Source organism: Xanthomonas massiliensis, from assembly GCF_900018785.1.
Taxonomy (GTDB): Bacteria; Pseudomonadota; Gammaproteobacteria; order Xanthomonadales; family Xanthomonadaceae; genus Xanthomonas_B; species Xanthomonas_B massiliensis.
On the sequence record NZ_FCOY01000007.1, the window covers coordinates 747,970 to 764,716 of the forward strand.

A 16,747-nucleotide genomic window follows, 5' to 3' on the forward strand; every position below is an offset into this window, starting at 1 on the left:
GCACGGCCATGCCGGGGGACGCCCGTCGCCTCGACCCGGGACCGGTGGCCGCCGCCGGCGCGGCGCCGGGGCCCCGTGCCCGCGCCTCACTCCGGCGCGAAGAACTCGTTGCCGTGCATGTCCACCAGCTCCAGCGCACGGCCGCCGCCGCGGGCCACGCAGGTGAGCGGATCGTCGGCCACCTGCACGTGCAGGCCGGTCTCCTCGGAGATCAGCCGGTCCAGGTCGCGCAGCAGCGCGCCGCCGCCGGTGAGCACGATGCCGCGCTCGGCCACGTCGGCGCACAGCTCCGGCGGGGTCTGCTCCAGCGCCAGCTTGACCGCCGAGACGATGCCCGACAGCGGCTCGTGCAGCGCTTCGAGCACCTCGTTGGAGTTGATCTTGATCATCTTCGGCACGCCCTCGGCGAGGTTGCGCCCGGAGACTTCCATCTCCTGCACCTCCGGCTGCGGGTAGGCGCAGCCGATCTCCAGCTTGATCCGCTCGGCGGTGGCCTCGCCGATCAGCATGCCGTGGTTGCGGCGCACGTAGTTGGTGATCGACTCGTCGAAGCGGTCGCCGCCGATGCGCACCGACTGCGAGTAGACGATGCCGTTGAGCGAGATCACCGCCACCTCGGTGGTGCCGCCGCCGATGTCGATGACCATCGAGCCGCGCGCCTCGGTGACCGGCATGCCGGCCCCGATCGCCGCGGCCATCGGCTCCTCGATCAGGTAGACGTCGCGCGCGCCGGCCTCCTCGGCCGATTCCTTGATCGCGCGGCGCTCGACCTGGGTGCTGCCGGCCGGCACGCACACCAGCACGCGCGGGCTCGGGCGCAGGAAGCGCGCCTTGTGCACCTTCTTGATGAAGTGCTTGAGCATCGCCTCGGTGTAGGTGAAGTCGGCGATCACGCCGTCCTTCATCGGCCGGATGGTGGTGATGTGGCCGGGGGTGCGGCCGAGCATCTGCTTGGCCTCCGCGCCCACCGCGGCGACCGAGCGGGTGCCGCCGATGGTGCGGTCCTGGCGCACGGCGACCACCGACGGCTCGTTGAGCACGATGCCCTGGCCGCGCACGTAGATGAGGGTGTTGGCCGTGCCCAGGTCGATGGACAGGTCGTTGGAGAACATGCCGCGCAGTTTCTTGAACATCGGGAAAGGAGGGTCCTGAGCAATGCCGCGCCCGGCGCCGAATGGCGAAAAAATGGGCAGGAAACGAAGCCTGCTAGCCTAGCAACCGCCCCCCCGCCGGGCAAGGAAAATTCTCGTAAAACCGAGGCTGCGCGGGCGTTTCGGCCAGCCCCGGTACACGTTCGGTTCTGGCCCCCGGCGCCATCTGCCGGTAACCTTTGCGCCGTGGCGCCTCCGTCGCCGCCCCGCGCGCCCGTCCGTGCCGCCGGGACATCCCCTCCTCGCTACAGGCTCAAGCACCCCGATGTCCGCCCTGATCTGCGGTTCCCTCGCGTTTGACACCATCATGGTGTTTCCGGACCAGTTCAAGAACCACATCCTGCCGGACAAGGTGCACATCCTGAACGTGTCGTTCCTGGTGCCGCGCATGCGCCGCGAGTTCGGCGGCTGCGCCGGCAACATCAGCTACAACCTCAAGCTGCTGGGCGGCCATCCTGTGCCGATGGCGACCGTTGGCCAAGATTTCGGCCCTTATCGCAGCCATTTCGAGGCAGAAGGCATCGACCTGTCGCAGGTCCGGGTGATCGACGAACTGTTCACCCCGCAGGCGTTCATCACCACCGACCACGACAACAACCAGATCACCGCCTTCCATCCCGGCGCGATGATGCGCAGCCACGAGAACCACGTGAAGGACGTGCCGGGGGTGAGCTTCGGCATCGTCGCCCCGGACGGGCGCGACGGCATGATCCAGAACGCGGCCGAGTTCCGCGAGGCCGGCATCCCGTTCATCTTCGACCCGGGCCAGGCCATGCCGCTGTTCAACGGCGAGGAGCTGCGCGACTTCATCGAGCAGGCCGACTACGTGGTGGTCAACGACTACGAGTCCAACCTGCTGCAGCAGCGCACCGGCTGGACCGAGAAGGACATCGTGCAGCGGGTGAAGGCCTACATCGCCACCCAGGGCCCGAAGGGCGCGCACATCCACACGCCGGGCAAGAGCTACCACATCCCGCCGGCGCACGAGCGCCGCGTGGTCGACCCGACCGGCTGCGGCGACGCCTTCCGCGCCGGGCTGATCTTCGGCATCGAGAAGGGCTACGACTGGGTCACCATCGGCCGCATGGGCAACCTGATGGGCGCATTGAAGGTCGAGCACCCCGGCACCCAGAACCAGCGCTTCGACTTCGCCGAGTTCAACGAGCAGTTCAAGCAGCAGTTCGGCTATTCGCTGTAGCGCGGCCGGCCCGCCGTGCGGCGGCGTGGGGCCGGCGCGGCATGGCTAGCGCCCGTAGACCTGCTCGGCCGGTGCCACCGTGGACGGCGGCCGCAGCGCGAAATAGGCCGCCTGCCCCGGGTAATCGAGCACCATGCGGAAGTAGCGCAACGCCGAGCCGCCGATCGCGCCCTCCACCGGCGCATCGGTCATGCTGGACATGTACTCGGTGAAGTTCGCATCCGCGCGCATCGCGAACCAGACCGGCCCGGTGGCGAGCCCGGCGATCTCCACCCGCGGGACCCGGATCATCGGCTAGGCGTGCGTGCCCGGCCGATCGCCGTCCTCGACCACCGGCCAGTCCGGGTGCCGCGCACGCCAGCGCTCGAAGCGCGTGCGGGTGATGAAGCTGCCCGCCACCTCCGTTCCGGCAGGCAGGCCGAAGACCGACGCCGCCCCGTCCGCCAGCGTCAGGGTGGCCCCGGTATCGAGCAGCATCGGCACCTGTTCCCCGTCGATCCCGACCGCGATGCGCGGCCAGTACATGTGTTGCGCCGGCCGCATCGTCATCGCCACGCGCGCCATGCCCGCCGGCACCGTCCCCGCCGGCAGCAGCGCCAGGGTGCGCGCGCCGTAGTCGAACGCCCACACCCGCGCGGCGAACCAGCGGCTGCCGAGGAAGCCGTCGGCCGACGCCCGGCCGGCGGCCACGGCCAGGCGGTTGTCCAGCCACGGGTCGGCCTCCGGGGCCGGGATGGCCGCCCCCGGGGCGAACGCCGGGAATGCGGCGGTGGGCTGCGGCCCGCCCTCGCCGTCCACGTCGGGGCCGGGAACCAGGCGCAGGCGTGCCGCGGTCTCGGCGGGCACCATGTTCCAGCCGCCGCCGCTGTCGGTGTAGAAGCGCACGCGGGTGCCGTCGGCCAGGCGCGGGACGACGAACACCCGGTCGTTGACGAACTCGGCCGGCAACGGTTGCGGTTGCGGTTGCGGCGACTCGCCGGCACCGGCGGCACCGGCGGCACCGGCGGCACCGGCGACGGCCAGCAGCGCCGCCCAGGCCAGCGCAAGCCACCGCCCCGGCCTGGCCCGCCCCGCGCCGGCCGCCGGGCGCCGGCTCATTTCCACCCCGGCATCTGCGCCGGATCCAGGCCGCCGGTCTCGAACACCACGCTGCGGGTGCCCCCGGCCTTGACCGGGAACGCGATCGTCAGCGCGCGTGCCTGCCGCGCCAGCTTCCACAGGGCCTTGTCGTCGTCGATGAACATGGCGATGGCCTCGCGGGTGTCGGGGCGGTTGGCGGCCATCGGCCGGGCCTTGCCGCCGTCCACGGCGACGGTGACGCTGCAATGGCCGTAGCAGGCCTTGGCGAAATCGCCCTTCTCCAGCACCAGGTAGGCGCTGCGGCCCCATGCGGGGTGGTCGCGGAACACCAGCCGCACCTGGCTGGGGCCGGAGCCGTCCACGTCCACGCGTTCCTTGCCGTAGATCAGCGCCGAGCGCTGGCTGCCGCCCTTCTCGGGCACCTGCGAGTACTGCCACAGCCCTTGCAGGCGGCGCTGCTCGCGCGCGGCCTCGCCCTTGGCCTTGACCTCGGCGTAGCCCGGCGCGATCCGCTGCGCCGCGGCGGTGCCGGCGTACTGGTCCAGCAGCGCCGCGCCGTGCACGCGGGCGCGCTCCCAGTCCTGCGCCTGCACCGCGCTGTCGTACTGGCGCGCCACCTCGTCGGCCTGCTGTTCGCGCGCCTGCGCCTGGGCGGCCTGCGCGGCCTGGCGTTGCGCTTCGTGGTCGGTGCAGGCCGCCAGGGCCAGGACACAGGCGAGGATCGGCGGCAGGCGTTTCATCGGGTCTCCCTCGGATTTCACCGCGGCACGGCAATGGAGGCCATCGTCCACGCCGCTTCGCCGCGACGCAACCCGACGGACAGCACGCTTGACTTGCACACCGCAGTACGCCCCTGCCCCGGCCCGGGCGGGTGGCCGCGCCGCCCCGCCGATCCCGATGCAGGACCCGTGCAGTGCCGGATCCGCGGGAAACAGGCACCCGGAAAAGCGGAAGGCGGGCCAGGGCCCGCCTTCCGCGCATTCCTGCAAACCGGTGGCAAGGCCTACCGGGCGCTGCCCGCGCCGGCCTTGTCGAGCATCTCCTGCACCGATCCGGTGGTGATCGGGTGGTAGCCCGGCTTCGCCTTGGCAAACGCCTCGCGGGCGAAGGCCAGGCCGTCGGGGGTCTTCACCAGCTCGGCGTAGATCGGCAGGATCAGCTTGCGCCGGCCGACCTTCTCGATGAACGCGCCGGCCGCCGGCCACGCCTGCGTGTAGCCGCTGCGGATCGCCAACGGGTACCAGCGCATGGCGATCTCGCCGTTGGCGGTGCCGGTGAAATGGTAGGCCTGGTCCAGCTGCGCCAGCTGCTCGGGCTTGAGCGTGGCGCCCATGCCCTCCAGGAAGTGCACCCATTCCTGGGTGGTCCATCCGTCGGTCACCTGGCGGGTCGGCAGCTTGCCGCTGCCGGCCCAGGCGATGCGCGCGGTATCGACGATGGAGAAGTTGCGCGACTGCGCCTTCTGCGCGAAGGCCGGGATGCCCGGCTGGTCGAGCCAGGCGTCCAGCTCGGCCTGGGTGACCACGTTCGGGTGCTTGGCCAGCAGGTTCTTCTGCAGGTAGTCGACGAAGTCGTCGGTGGTCGCGCTCTGGAAGGCGTGGCTGTCGAACCAGCCGCGCAGGAACGGATCGAACACCTCGCGGCCGAAGCGCTGCTCGAGGAACTGCAGGAACCAGGCGCCCTTGACGTAGGCGATCTCGCTCAGCGCATCGTCCGGGTCGCGGCCGTCCAGCGGCGGCAGACGCAGCAGCTGCGCGTCCTTGGGCAGGTCCTGGAGCTCGTTGGCGGCCAGCCCGCTCTGGTCGATCTGGCGCTCCATCTCGGCCATCTCCTTGCCGTACAGCGCCTCGGTGATGCGGCCCTGGACGTAGGTGGTGAAGCCCTCGTTGAGCCAGATGTCCTTCCAGCTGGCGTTGGTCACCAGGTTGCCCGACCAGCTGTGCGCCAGTTCGTGCGCCACCAGCGACACCAGCGACTTGTCGCCGACGATCACCGTGGGCGTGGCGAAGGTCAGGGTCGGGTTCTCCATGCCGCCGAACGGGAACGAGGGCGGCAGCACCAGGATGTCGTAGCGGCCCCAGCGGTAGGGCCCGTACAGGCCCTCGGTGGTGGCGATCATCTTCTCGGTGTCCTCGAACTCCTTGGCCGCCTTGCCGGCCATCGCCGGCTCGGCCCACACGCCGCTGCGCGGGCCGGTGGGCGCGAACACCAGGTCGCCGGCGGCGATGGCCAGCAGGTAGGACGGGATCGGGTGCTCCATGCGGAAGCGGTAGTCGCCGGTGCGCTTGGCCGCCGGATCGCTGTTGGCGCTCATCAGCACCATCACGTCGGGCCGGCTGGTGATGTGCGCGCTGTAGGTGAAGCGCACCCCCGGGGTGTCCTGCAGCGGCACCCAGCTGCGGGCATGGATCGCCTCGGACTGGCTGAACATGAAGGGCAGCTTCTTGCCCTCGGTCATCGACGGCTCCAGCCATTGCAAACCGGAGGCCTGCGGCGAGGTGTGGTAGGTGACCCGCACTTCCGGGTTGCGCTGCGGCACCGCGATGGTCAGCTTGCTGCCCAGGACCTTGTCGGCCGGGGCCAGCTGGTACTGCAGCGGCACCCAGCCGCTGCCGCCGGCGTCGCCGCCCTCGACCTTCTCGATGGCCAGGTCGCGGGTATCCAGCACCAGGTCGGTGGCCTTGGGGTCCTTCCAGTCGAGCGTGTAGGTGGCGGTGCCGGACAGTTCCTTGGCGTCGAAGTCCAGCTTCAGGTCCAGCGCCAGGTCGCGGATGACGACCTTGTCCGGCTCGGCATAGGAACTCTCGTCGTGGGTACGGGCAGGTTTCACGGCAGCGGCCTTGGCGGCGGGGGGCAGCGGCCTTGGCGGCGGGGGGCGCGGGGGCGGCGGCCGGCGCGGCGGCCTCCTTGGAGCAGCCGGCCGCGAACACGGCCGCGCAGCACAGCGGGAACAGGAACGAACGCATCGGGGACTTCCAGCGGGACGAAACCACGAGTTTACCGCGCCGTTCCCGCCCCGCCCGCGGCGGCGCTCAGCCGTCGCGGCAGACGTCGACCCAGGCGGCGGCGGCCAGCTCGGCCAGCCGCTGCGGCGGCAGGCGCACCGCGCCGTGGGTGGAGCCGGCCGCGGGAATCACGTCCGCGTAGGCGCGCAGCGAGACGTCGCAATGCACCGGCAGCGCCGTGGCCAGCCCGAACGGGCACGCCCCGCCGACCGGATGGCCGGTCAGGCTCCAGCACCCGCGCCGGATCGAGCATGTGCGCCTTGCCGCTGAAGCACGCCTTCATCTTGGCGTTGTCGATGCGCCGGTCGCCGCCGGCAACAGGAAGGCCTGGCCGCCGACCTCGAAGGCCAGCATCCTGGCGATCTGTCCCGGCACCACGCCGTGCTGGACGGCCGCCTCGGCCACGCTGGCACCGGCGCCCGGGGTCTCGATGATCGCCAGGTCCGGCGCCGCCTGCGCCAGGTGCGCGCGCACCGAGGCCAGGCCCATCGCTCAGATCCTGTAGCCGGAGTGGATGGCGACGATGCCGGCCGACAGGTTGGTGTAGTGGCAGCGCTCGAAGCCGGCCTCGGTCATCATCGCCTTGAGCTGCTCCTGCGGCGGATGCTTGCGGATCGACTCGGCCAGGTACTGGTAGCTGTCGGCGTCGTGGGCGAACAGCCGCCCCAGGCGCGGCAGCACCTTGAAGGAGTGGAAGTCGTAGATCGGCTTGAACCAGTCGAGCTTGACCTCGGAGAACTCCAGCACCCGCGCCTGGCCGCCGACCTTCAGCACGCGGTACATCTCGCGCAGCGCGGCGTCCTTGTCGGTGACGTTGCGCAGGCCGAAGGCGATCGTCACCAGGTCGAAGCTGGCATCGGGGAACGGCAGCGCCTCGGCGTTGCACTGCACGTAGTCCAGCCCGGCCACCAGGCCGCGGTTGGTGAGCCGGTCGCGCCCGACCGAGAGCATGCCGGCGTTGATGTCGCCCAGCACGATCTCCCCGTCCGCGCCGACGCGCTCGTGCAGCAGCGCGGCGATGTCGCCGGTGCCGCCGGCCAGGTCCAGCACCCGGTCGCCCGGCTTGACCTGCGCGGTGGCCACGAAATAGCGCTTCCACGCCCGGTGGATGCCCAGGCTCATCAGGTCGTTCATCAGGTCGTAGTTGCGCGCGACCGAGGTGAACACGTGGCCGACCAGCTTCTGCTTTTCCCGGGCGGGAACGTCGCGGAAACCGAAATGGGTGGTACCGCGCTCGTAGGGGGATTCGCTCATGGGCCGATTATCGCATCGCCGGCACGGCTTCGGCGCGCCCCGCGCCGCGTGCCCTGCGGCGGGTTGTCGCGACCGGCGCCGGGCTTGATCGGCGTCAAGACGGCATCTAGTGGTCGGATCGATAGTTCTCCACCAGATATTGTGGAAACGCAGACCATGCTCGCTCCCAAGGACAGCACCGCCACCGCCCCGCGGGTCGATCCGGTGGCCACCATCGAGGAATACCTGGACCAGGCCGACTGGCGGGTCAACGCCAATGCCAACCAGGGCTATTCGCTGGGCGGCCTGATCCTCAACGGCGCCGGCAAGCTGATCGCCAACTACTGGCTCTCGCATGTCTACCCGGCGCAGGTCGGCCGGGCCCACCGCGACGGCGACCTGCACATCCACGACCTGGACATGCTGTGCGGCTACTGCGCCGGCTGGTCGCTGCGCACGCTGCTGCAGGAAGGGTTCAACGGCGTGCCCGGCCAGGTCGAGGCGGCGCCGCCGCGGCACATGTCCTCGGCCGTCGGCCAGATCGTCAACTTCCTCGGCACGCTGCAGAACGAATGGGCCGGCGCGCAGGCGTTCTCCTCGTTCGACACCTACATGGCGCCGTTCGTGCGCAAGGACGGCATGGCCTATGCCGAGGTGCGGCAGAACATCCAGGAACTGGTCTACAACCTCAACGTGCCCTCGCGCTGGGGCACGCAGACGCCGTTCACCAACCTCAGCTTCGACTGGACCTGCCCGGCCGACCTGCGCGGGCAGGTCCCGGTGATCGCCGGCCAGGCGATGCCGTTCGCCTACGGCGAGCTGCAGGCCGAGATGGACCTGGTCAACCGTGCCTACATCGAGGTGATGGGCGCCGGCGATGCCAGGGGCCGGGTGTTCACCTTCCCGATCCCGACCTACAACATCACCGCCGACTTCCCGTGGGAATCGGAGAACGCGCAGGCGCTGTTCGAGATGGCCGCCAAGTACGGCCTGCCGTACTTCCAGAACTTCATCAATTCCGAACTCGATCCGGGCATGGTGCGCTCGATGTGCTGCCGCCTGCAGCTGGACCTGCGCGAGCTGCTCAAGCGCGGCAACGGCCTGTTCGGCAGCGCCGAGCAGACCGGCAGCGTCGGCGTGGTGACGATCAACTGCGCGCGCCTGGGCTACCTGCACCGCGGCGACGAGGCGGCGCTGCTGGCGCGCCTGGACGAATTGCTGGAGCTGGGCGTGCGCAGCCTGGAGCTCAAGCGCGCCCGGGTGCAGGACCTGATCGACCGCGGCCTGCTGCCGTACACGCGCCGCTACCTGGGCACCTTGCGCAACCACTTCTCCACGCTGGGCGTGAACGGCCTCAACGAGATGGTCCGCAACTTCAGCGGCGACCGCCTGGACATCACTGCCGAAGCCGGCCGCGCCTTCGCCCTGCGCCTGCTGGACCACGTGCGCGCGCGCATCGTCGCCTTCCAGGAACGGACCGGCCATCTGTACAACCTGGAAGCCACCCCGGCCGAAGGCGCGACCTACCGCTTCGCCCGCGAGGACCGCCGGCGCTGGCCGGACATCCTGCAGGCCGGCACCCCCGCGCAGCCGTACTACACCAACTCCTCGCAGCTGCCGGCGGGGTGGACCGACGATCCGTTCGCCGCGCTGGAGCACCAGGAGCCGCTGCAGGCGCGCTATACCGGCGGCACCGTGCTGCACCTGTACATGGCCGAGCGCCTGTCCAGCGGCCGTGCCTGCCGCGAGCTGGTGCGGCGCGCCCTGACCCGCTTCCGCGTGCCCTACCTGACCGTCACCCCGACGTTCTCGATCTGCCCGGTACACGGCTACCTCGCCGGCGAGCATGAATTCTGCCCGCGCTGCGACCAGGCCCTGCTGGCCCGCAGGCGCGATGCCGCGGCCTGACGCCTTCCCCCCCCCTTCCCCACCAGGAGCATCGCCATGTCCGAGACCGTTCCCTCCACCCCGGTGCTGCGTGCAGAGGAACGCCAGCGTTGCGAGATCTGGACCCGGGTGATGGGCTACCACCGCCCGGTATCCAGCTTCAACGCCGGCAAGCGCGGCGAGTACGCCGAGCGCGTCTGCTTCGTCGAGCCCGCGACGACCGGCGCGCGCGGCACCGGGCCGGCATGATCCGCATCGCCGGCCTGGTGCCGCTGACCAGCCTCGACCTGCCCGGCCGGCTGGCGGCGGTGCTGTTCCTGCAGGGCTGCCCGTGGCGCTGCAGCTACTGCCACAACCCGCACCTGCAGCCGGCACGCGCCGCGCCGGGGCCGGACTTCGCCGCCGTCCTGGATTTCCTGCGGCGGCGCCGCGGCCTGCTCGACGGCGTGGTGTTCTCCGGCGGCGAGCCGACCCTGCAGCCGCGGCTGGCACGGGCGGTGGCCGCGGTCCGCGCGCTGGGGTTCCAGACCGCGCTGCACACCGCCGGCATGTACCCGCGGCGGCTGGCCGCCGTGCTGCCGCACCTGGACTGGGTCGGCCTGGACATCAAGGCGCCCGCGGCGCTGCACGCGGCCGTGGTCGGCCGCGCCCACGGTGCCGCGCCGGCCCTGCGCAGCCTGCAGCTGCTGCAGGACAGCGGCGTGGACTACGAGTGCCGCACCACTTGGTCGCCGACGCTGTACCCGGAAGCGGCGCTGGTCGAGCTGGCGCGCGGGCTGGCCGCGCGCGGCGTGCGCCGCTGGGTGCTGCAGGCGCTGCGTCCCGGTCCCGGCCACGCCCCGGACGGGCTCCCGCCGGACCTGGCGCGGCTGTCCGCCCTCGTCCCCGGCTTCGAGTACCGGCCGGCCTGAAGCTTCCCGCGCGGCGCCTTGCCGCGGCGGGACGACCGCAGCAGACTGGTGCCCCCACTTTCCCACGTTCCCGCGTCCATGACCGCCATCCCCGACTACCGCGCCATGCTCGACACCGCCATCGCCGAGGCCCGCAAGGGGCTGGCCGAGGGCGGCATCCCGATCGGCGCGGCGCTGTACGGCGGCGACGGCCAGGTGCTCGGCTGCGGCCACAACCGCCGCGTGCAGGAAGGCGACCCGTCCGTGCACGGCGAGACCGACGCCTTCCGCAAGGCCGGCCGCCAGCGCTCCTACCGCGACACGGTGATGGTCACCACGCTGGCGCCGTGCTGGTACTGCAGCGGCCTGGTGCGCCAGTTCGGCATCGGCACCGTGGTGGTCGGCGAGTCGCGCACCTTCCAGGGCGGCATCGACTGGCTGCGCGAGAACGGGGTCAAGGTCGTCGACCTGGACAGCCAGGAATGCGTGGACCTGCTCGGCGGCTTCATCGCCGCCCACCCCGAGGTCTGGAACGAGGACATCGGCGAGGATTGAGGCGAGGGGCCGGCGTGCCGCGCGGGCACGCCGTTCCGGGCCGTCCCGGGGCCGATATCGCCCGCCTTGGCCGGTGACAGAATGACGGGATGTCCTCCACCATCACCGCCGCCGATGTGACCGATCCCGATCCCCAGGCATTCGTTCCCGCCTGCCGGGCGGTGGTCCGCGCCGGCACGCTGATGGCCTCGGCCGGCACCGGCGCGTACCGCGTCAAGGAAGCGATGAACCGGGTCGGGCGGGCGCTGGGCCTGGACAGCGTGCAGGCCGAGGTCACCCTCAACACCGTGGTCGCCACCTGCGCCCGCGGCGAACGCAGCCACACGCTGGTGGGCACCATCCCCGCGGTGAGCGTGAACGCCGGGCGCATCGGCGCGCTGGAGACGCTGTCGCTGTCCACCCGCCCGGGCATGGGCGTGGCCGAGGTCGAGGCCGGGCTCGACGCCATCGCCGCCGCCCCGCCGCGCTACGGCCTGGCGGCCACCGCGTTCGCCGCCATGGCCGCGTGCGGCGCGTTCTGCTTCCTCAACAACGGCGGCTGGATCGAATGCCTGGGCGCCGCCGCCGGTGCCGGCGCCGGGCAATGCCTGCGTGCCGCGCTCGCGCGGCGCCGCCTCAACCAGCTCGGGGTCGCGCTGCTCGCCGGCATCGCGGCCTGCATCGTCTACCTGGCGCTCACCGGGCTGGTCATCTCGCTGGGCTACACCACGCCGCGCCACGATGCCGGCTACACCTCCGCGGTCCTGTTTCTCATCCCGGGCTTCCCGCTGATCACCGCCGGGCTGGACCTGGCGCGACTGGATTTCAGCGCCGGCATCTCGCGCCTGACCTACGCGGTGCTGATGGTCACGGTGGCCTCGATCAGCGCGTGGACCGTGGCCGACTTCGTGCACCTCACCCCGCAGGTGGCGCCCCCGCTGGAGCTGGCGCCGGCGCTGTCGCTGGTCCTGCGGCTCGCCGCGAGCTTCGTCGGCGTCTACGGCTTCGCCTCGATGTTCAACACCCCGCCGCGCGTGGCCCTGGGCGCGGCGGCGATCGGCATGGTCGCCAACACCCTGCGGCTGTACCTGGTCGATGCCGGGTTGCCGCTGCAGGCGGCCGCGCCCTGCGCGACGCTGCTGGTCGGGCTGCTGGCCACCGTGGCCTCGCCGCGGCTGCGCTGCCCGCGCATCACCCTGACGGTGCCGGCGGTGCTCATCATGATCCCCGGCACCACTGCGTACCGCGCGCTGGTCTACGGCAACCTGGGCATGCCGGTGGAGGCGATGAGCAATGCCTGGCTGGCGGTGTTCGTCGTGGCCGGCATCGCCATCGGCCTGGCCGCCGCGCGCATGCTCACCGACCGCGTCTGGGCCTTCGAGGGACAGACACCGGGCACGCCGCCGCCCGGGCGCGGGACGCGCTGAGCCTTCCCGGCATGGCGATCGCCGCAGCTGCCCGCGGCCCTGGCCGGTAGCGCCGCAAACGAGCGCCCCGCGGAAACGAGCCCCTCCGCAGAGAACGCTGCCGCAGGGCTCCCGGGCGATCCCGCCCGCCGCCGCATCGAGCAGCAAGCGGCGGGAGGCCTGCGGGCGCCACCGGGCACCGCGCCGGGCGACGCGCCTCGATCAGAACGTCACCCCGGCCGCCACGACGACGTTGTCGTGGTCGGCCAGCACGTCGTAGCCGTCGTCGTGGAGGTAGCGGGTCCACGCCAGGCTGGCGCTCCAGCGTCCGGCGAACTTCGCGCCCACGCCCAGCACCACGCTCTGGCGGCCGCCGACCAGCGCGCCATCGACCGAGTAGCCGTGCACGTCCTGGCCCCAGGTCAGGCTCGGCGACAGGCTGACCCCGTGCGCCAGCGCGTAATCCAGCTGGCCCTTGATCCGGTAGCCCCAGGCCATCTTGGTGTAGAAGCCGTCGTTGACGCAGCCCCTGGGGTTCTGCACCTCGCCGCAGCTGCCGTCGCTGCCCTGCGGCGAATAGCCCCAGGCGAAGCCGCGGCCGTAGCGCGCCTGCGCCAGCGACGGCAGGTTGACGTGGCTCCACATCGCCTCGGCGGCGAGCGAGCCGGACTGCGCGCCCCAGCGCGGGCCGAGCGTGCGCACCGCGCTGGCCTGGGCCTGGAACTTGCTGAAGCGGTCGTAGCCGCGCAGCAGGAAGCCTTCCGGCTGACCGAGCGTGCGCGCGCCGATCGGGCCGCCGTTGCGGGTCAGCGCGGCGAACATGTCGGCGGTATTGAGCTGCACCGGCATGTTCGGGCTGTAGCTGGCCTCGCCGGCGAACTTCCAGGCGCCCGCCTTGCGCGCGGCGGACAGGCCCGACAGGCGGATGCCGTCCGGGTACTCCCAGGACTCGGTGATCGTGGACAGGCGCTGGGACAGCTGGGCGTAGGCCAGCGGCACGCCGGCCGCGGTCAGGCGATCGACCATGGTCGCATCGGTGCGCGCGCTGTCGGGCGTGGTCGCGTCCAGGATCGGCAGGCGCGCGTTGTAGCGCAGGTGGTACAGGCCGATGTCGGTGCCGCCGTCGGTCTTGTAGTGCAGCGCGAGCCCCCACTGGCCGGAATCGCGGGCCGGACGGTCGGTGCCGCGCGGCAGGTAGGCGCCGGCGTCGTACATGAAGCCGTCGCTGAGCCACTGGCCGGCCCCCGCCGAGTAGGCGTTGATCGGGTAGTAGGCATTGCTCTGCAGCCCCGAGCAACCCGCATCGATGCCCAGGTCGGTGCCGGAGAAGAAAGTGCCGCACGGATCCAGTTCGGTCGGCCGCCACTTCCATTGCCAGAAGCCTTCCACGCTGGCCTTGCCGTCGAGGAAGACCAGCTTGTTCCACACCATCTCCACCGGCAGCTGCGCCTCGCTGGCCGGGTCCACGCCGGGCCGGTGCAAGGTGGTGTAGTCGAACGGGTTGACCTGGTTGAGGCCGTTGAAGAACAGGCCCTCGCCCCATTTCACCCGCTGCCGGCCCACGCGCACGTCCCAGCCGGCGCTCCCGCCCAGGTCGGCGTGGCCGTACACGTAGGCATCCAGCCACATGAAGCCGGAGAAGCGGTTGGACCTGGAGAACCCGGTGTCTTCGAGCGGGGTGTCGGCGCGGAAGCCGTTGGGCACGTTGCCCTGCGGCACGTCGCGCCGTTCCAGCGCGTAGTCGTACCAGGCGCGCGCACTGACGTCGATGCCGATGTTGCCGTACTTCAGGTCCATGCTGCCGAGCACCCGGCCCGGGGCCGAATACACGTCGCCCTTGCCGAAGTTGAGGTTGCCGTCGTCGGAGGTGTCGCTGCCGTCGCCGCCCTTGGCCTTGCCGTCGGAGCGGAAGCCCTTGCCGACCAGGTGCCGCGAGGGATCGGCGGTGCGCACGCCGGCGCCGGCGGTGGCGCGCAGTTTCCAGCTGCCCTGCACCTCGCCGTCGGCCAGGGTGAAATCGCCGGCGAGGGCGGGTACGGCCAGCGGCAGGATGCCGGCCAGCAGGGTCAGGCGCGGCCAGGTACCGGTCTTGGGAACGGACATGCGTCTATGAAATGGGAAAGGGAACGCGGCGATATACCTGCTCCGGGCGCGCAATGCGAATCCGGTTGCATCTGCGATCGTTGCAACGGAAATCGGCACCGGCCGTTCCCGCGGCGCGCCGCTGGTCTTAGTCTTGTCGCTTCCCCCGCTTCCGCGCGTGCCCGCCATGCCCGACCGCCCCGCTTCCGCCGTACGCACGCTCACCCTCGCCATCGTCAGCCTGCAGGGCAGCATCTGGCAGGGCGCGGTGCGCGAGGCGAGCTTCCCGGGGCTGATGGGACGGTTCGGCATCATGGCGCGCCACCTGCCGATGCTGTCGATCCTGCGCGAGGGCCTGGTGCACATCGTGCCGGCCGAGGGCGAGCCGCTGGACGTCTACGTCTCCGGCGGCTATGCCGAGGTCCAGCCCGGCCGCGTCGTGGTGATGGCCGACATGGCCGAGCGCGGCTCGGACGTCGATGCCGCCCATGCGCGCACCGCGCGCGAGGCCGCCGCCTCGCCGGTGGCGGCCACCTTCACCGATGCGGCCTACCTGCGCATGCATGCCGAACTGGTGCGCCGCTACGGCTCGCGCCTGTACGGCCGCGGCTGAGGCACTGCCGCACACGCAGCGGCCGCCCGCAGGCGGCCGCCGGTCATGCCGGGCGCGGCGCGCTCACCAGAAGCCGAGCAGCTTCCACCACAGGCTGCCGACGATGGTGTACACCACCAGTTGCAGCACGCACATCACGAAGCCCACCTGCCACCACTTGCCCATGGTGACGTAGCCGCTGCCGAAGATGATCGGCGAGGTGCCGGTGGCGTAGTGGGTCAGCGCCATCATCGCGGTGGAGCCGGCCACCATGACCAGCATGAACGGGGTCACGTAGTCGGGCGGGATCAGCTGCACGCCCACGGTCAGGAAGGCCAGCATCATCGCGCTGACGTGGGCCGTGGTGCTGGCGAACAGGTAGTGCGAGAACACGAACACCAGCACCAGCAGCGCCGCCGATCCCTCCCAGCCCATGCCGCTGGCCACGATCAGGTCCTTCAGGTGGCCGGAGAACCAGGTGATCACCCCGATCTTGTTGAGCTGCTCGGCCATCATCACCAGCGCGCCGAACCAGATCAGCGTGTCCCAGGCGCTCTTCTCGGACAGCACGTCGTCCCAGTCGATGGTGCCGGTGATGATCAGGATGAACAGGCCGAGGAAGGCGACCACGGTCGGGTCCAGGGTGAAGGCCGCGCCGAAGAGCATCGCCGGCACGTTGGCCCACAGCAGCAGCAGCAGCGCGAAGGTGCCCATCATCACCTTCTCGGCATGGCTGAGCCGGCCCATGCGCCCCAGCTCGCTCTTGGCGAACTCCACCGCGTTGGGCGTCTGCTTCACCTGCGGCGGCGACATCAGGTAGATGACCAGCGGCATCAGGAACATGCACACCAGGCCGGGCACCAGCATGCACACCGCCCACGTGGTCCAGGACAGGTGGAAGTTGCCGCCGGTGGCCTTGGCCACGTAGTCCACGACCAGCGGGTTGGGCGCGGTGGCGGTCAGGAACATGCCCGAGGTGATCGGGTTGGCGTGGTAGTTGACCAGCGCCAGGTAGGTGCCGACCTTGCCCTGGGTGCCCTTCTCCGGGTCCGAGCCGAAGGCGTTGGCGATGGACTTCATGATCGGGTGGACGATGCCGCCGCCGCGCGCGGTGTTGGACGGCGTGAACGGCGCCAGCACCAGCTCGCACACCGCCAGGCCGTAGCCGATGCCCACCGTCTTCTTGCCGAGCAGCGCGATGAACATCAGGCCGATGCGGTTGCCCAGGCCGGTCTTCTTCAGGCCCCGCGAGATCAGGATGGCGACCACGATCAGCCAGATCAGCGGGTTGGAGAAGCTGCTCAGCGCATCGGCGATCGCGCCCTTGGACGAGTCGGACGTCACCTGCGAGAGCGAGACGATGACGATCGCCATCAGCGCCATCACCCCGATCGGCATGACCTTGAGGATGATCGCCACGATGGTGGTCAGGAAGATCGCCACCAGCCCCCAGGCCTTGGGCGTGAGGCCTTCGGGGGTCGGCACCAGCAGCAGCGCGACCAGCACCGCGGTGGTGACGATCGCCGGCACGATGCGGAAGGGAACCGCGGCCTTGAAGTGTTGCAGTGCCGCCTTGAGGCTCGTGGACATGGGGCATGACCTGTGATGGGGAGCGGCCTGCCGGCAGGGGATGCGGCCCGCCCGCGGCGGGAAGCACCCGGCCACCGGCGGGGCAGGCATACGATAGCC

14 protein-coding genes and 2 pseudogenes are annotated in these 16,747 nt (G+C 71.1%); 6 read left to right on the forward strand and 10 right to left on the reverse strand.

The window, feature by feature from the left end:
- Positions 1 to 86 precede the first annotated feature (86 nt).
- Complete coding sequence (locus BN3794_RS13475) at positions 87 to 1,133, reverse strand: rod shape-determining protein (protein ID WP_066098045.1); 1,047 nt, start codon at positions 1,131 to 1,133, stop codon at positions 87 to 89.
- A gap of 283 nt (positions 1,134 to 1,416) precedes the next feature.
- Here BN3794_RS13475 and BN3794_RS13480 point away from each other — a divergent pair, with 283 nt between their 5' ends.
- Positions 1,417 to 2,349: a carbohydrate kinase family protein gene (locus BN3794_RS13480; RefSeq protein ID WP_066098047.1), complete on the forward strand. Its 933-nt coding sequence runs from the start codon at positions 1,417 to 1,419 to the stop codon at positions 2,347 to 2,349.
- 45 nt (positions 2,350 to 2,394) lie between these two features.
- On the opposite strand, the gene BN3794_RS13485 is transcribed toward BN3794_RS13480, so the two are convergent.
- The 7 genes and pseudogenes from BN3794_RS13485 to ubiE all read right to left on the reverse strand — a co-directional run bounded on the left by BN3794_RS13485 (position 2,395) and on the right by ubiE (position 7,688).
- Entirely contained in the window at positions 2,395 to 2,640 is a 246-nt protein-coding gene (locus tag BN3794_RS13485) for a hypothetical protein (protein WP_066098049.1), read from the reverse strand.
- Positions 2,641 to 2,643: 3 nt separating this feature from the next.
- Positions 2,644 to 3,447 (reverse strand): hypothetical protein, encoded by an 804-nt coding sequence (locus BN3794_RS13490; RefSeq protein ID WP_066098051.1) that lies wholly within the window; start codon positions 3,445 to 3,447, stop codon positions 2,644 to 2,646.
- Positions 3,444 to 4,169, reverse strand: a complete 726-nt coding sequence (locus BN3794_RS13495) for a hypothetical protein (RefSeq protein WP_066098052.1) — start codon at positions 4,167 to 4,169, stop codon at positions 3,444 to 3,446. The genes BN3794_RS13490 and BN3794_RS13495 overlap by 4 nt, the downstream gene beginning before the upstream one ends.
- Before the next feature lie 263 nt (positions 4,170 to 4,432).
- Positions 4,433 to 6,395, reverse strand: a pseudogene (locus BN3794_RS13500) (M1 family metallopeptidase).
- 66 nt (positions 6,396 to 6,461) lie between these two features.
- A complete protein-coding gene (locus BN3794_RS17000; RefSeq protein WP_328585358.1) occupies positions 6,462 to 6,680 on the reverse strand; it encodes a YbaK/EbsC family protein in 219 nt (72 codons plus the stop codon).
- A 33-nt stretch (positions 6,681 to 6,713) separates the two neighbouring features.
- The gene (locus tag BN3794_RS16705) at positions 6,714 to 6,923 is read right to left on the reverse strand and encodes a YbaK/EbsC family protein (RefSeq protein WP_201455278.1); all 210 of its coding nucleotides are present in this window, start codon (positions 6,921 to 6,923) and stop codon (positions 6,714 to 6,716) included.
- Positions 6,924 to 6,926: 3 nt separating this feature from the next.
- Positions 6,927 to 7,688 carry a bifunctional demethylmenaquinone methyltransferase/2-methoxy-6-polyprenyl-1,4-benzoquinol methylase UbiE gene (gene ubiE, locus BN3794_RS13510; protein WP_066098054.1) on the reverse strand — a complete coding sequence of 254 codons (762 nt, stop codon included), beginning with the start codon at positions 7,686 to 7,688 and terminating at the stop codon, positions 6,927 to 6,929.
- Between the two features lie 156 nt (positions 7,689 to 7,844).
- On the opposite strand from ubiE, the pseudogene BN3794_RS13515 reads away from it, so the two are divergent.
- The 4 genes and pseudogenes from BN3794_RS13515 (at position 7,845) to BN3794_RS13535 (ending at position 12,405) form a co-directional block, all read left to right on the forward strand.
- Positions 7,845 to 9,803: pseudogene (locus BN3794_RS13515) on the forward strand (ribonucleoside triphosphate reductase).
- The gene (locus tag BN3794_RS13525) at positions 9,800 to 10,465 is read left to right on the forward strand and encodes an anaerobic ribonucleoside-triphosphate reductase activating protein (protein WP_066098058.1); all 666 of its coding nucleotides are present in this window, start codon (positions 9,800 to 9,802) and stop codon (positions 10,463 to 10,465) included. Before BN3794_RS13515 ends, BN3794_RS13525 begins: the two are co-directional and overlap by 4 nt.
- Before the next feature lie 78 nt (positions 10,466 to 10,543).
- Positions 10,544 to 10,999 (forward strand): nucleoside deaminase, encoded by a 456-nt coding sequence (locus tag BN3794_RS13530; RefSeq protein WP_066098059.1) that lies wholly within the window; start codon positions 10,544 to 10,546, stop codon positions 10,997 to 10,999.
- A gap of 89 nt (positions 11,000 to 11,088) precedes the next feature.
- Positions 11,089 to 12,405 (forward strand): threonine/serine exporter family protein, encoded by a 1,317-nt coding sequence (locus tag BN3794_RS13535; RefSeq protein WP_078059757.1) that lies wholly within the window; start codon positions 11,089 to 11,091, stop codon positions 12,403 to 12,405.
- 201 nt (positions 12,406 to 12,606) lie between these two features.
- On the opposite strand, the gene BN3794_RS13540 is transcribed toward BN3794_RS13535, so the two are convergent.
- A complete protein-coding gene (locus tag BN3794_RS13540) occupies positions 12,607 to 14,487 on the reverse strand; it encodes a DUF1302 domain-containing protein (RefSeq protein ID WP_066098063.1) in 1,881 nt (626 codons plus the stop codon).
- Between the two features lie 166 nt (positions 14,488 to 14,653).
- Between BN3794_RS13540 and atpC the strand changes: the two genes are divergently transcribed.
- On the forward strand, positions 14,654 to 15,079 hold the full coding sequence (gene atpC, locus BN3794_RS13545; protein WP_066098065.1) for an ATP synthase F1 subunit epsilon: 426 nt from the start codon (positions 14,654 to 14,656) through the stop codon (positions 15,077 to 15,079).
- A gap of 63 nt (positions 15,080 to 15,142) precedes the next feature.
- Here the strand turns inward: atpC and BN3794_RS13550 are convergent, their stop codons facing one another.
- Positions 15,143 to 16,648: a DASS family sodium-coupled anion symporter gene (locus BN3794_RS13550; protein ID WP_066098067.1), complete on the reverse strand. Its 1,506-nt coding sequence runs from the start codon at positions 16,646 to 16,648 to the stop codon at positions 15,143 to 15,145.
- Positions 16,649 to 16,747 lie beyond the last annotated feature (99 nt).

What these genes read in the sequence shown, in the direction of transcription:
- BN3794_RS13490 (WP_066098051.1), bottom strand. Translation starts at nt 3,447, where the DNA reads ATGAGCCGGCGCCCGGCGGCCGGCGCGGGGCGGGCCAGGCCGGGGCGG.
- BN3794_RS16705 (WP_201455278.1), bottom strand. Translation starts at nt 6,923, where the DNA reads ATGGGCCTGGCCTCGGTGCGCGCGCACCTGGCGCAGGCGGCGCCGGAC.
- BN3794_RS13485 (WP_066098049.1), bottom strand. Translation starts at nt 2,640, where the DNA reads ATGATCCGGGTCCCGCGGGTGGAGATCGCCGGGCTCGCCACCGGGCCG.
- BN3794_RS13550 (WP_066098067.1), bottom strand. Translation starts at nt 16,648, where the DNA reads ATGTCCACGAGCCTCAAGGCGGCACTGCAACACTTCAAGGCCGCGGTT.
- ubiE (WP_066098054.1), bottom strand. Translation starts at nt 7,688, where the DNA reads ATGAGCGAATCCCCCTACGAGCGCGGTACCACCCATTTCGGTTTCCGC.
- atpC (WP_066098065.1), top strand. Translation starts at nt 14,654, where the DNA reads ATGCCCGACCGCCCCGCTTCCGCCGTACGCACGCTCACCCTCGCCATC.
- BN3794_RS13540 (WP_066098063.1), bottom strand. Translation starts at nt 14,487, where the DNA reads ATGTCCGTTCCCAAGACCGGTACCTGGCCGCGCCTGACCCTGCTGGCC.
- BN3794_RS13475 (WP_066098045.1), bottom strand. Translation starts at nt 1,133, where the DNA reads ATGTTCAAGAAACTGCGCGGCATGTTCTCCAACGACCTGTCCATCGAC.
- BN3794_RS13495 (WP_066098052.1), bottom strand. Translation starts at nt 4,169, where the DNA reads ATGAAACGCCTGCCGCCGATCCTCGCCTGTGTCCTGGCCCTGGCGGCC.
- BN3794_RS13530 (WP_066098059.1), top strand. Translation starts at nt 10,544, where the DNA reads ATGACCGCCATCCCCGACTACCGCGCCATGCTCGACACCGCCATCGCC.
- BN3794_RS13535 (WP_078059757.1), top strand. Translation starts at nt 11,089, where the DNA reads ATGTCCTCCACCATCACCGCCGCCGATGTGACCGATCCCGATCCCCAG.
- BN3794_RS13525 (WP_066098058.1), top strand. Translation starts at nt 9,800, where the DNA reads ATGATCCGCATCGCCGGCCTGGTGCCGCTGACCAGCCTCGACCTGCCC.
- BN3794_RS13480 (WP_066098047.1), top strand. Translation starts at nt 1,417, where the DNA reads ATGTCCGCCCTGATCTGCGGTTCCCTCGCGTTTGACACCATCATGGTG.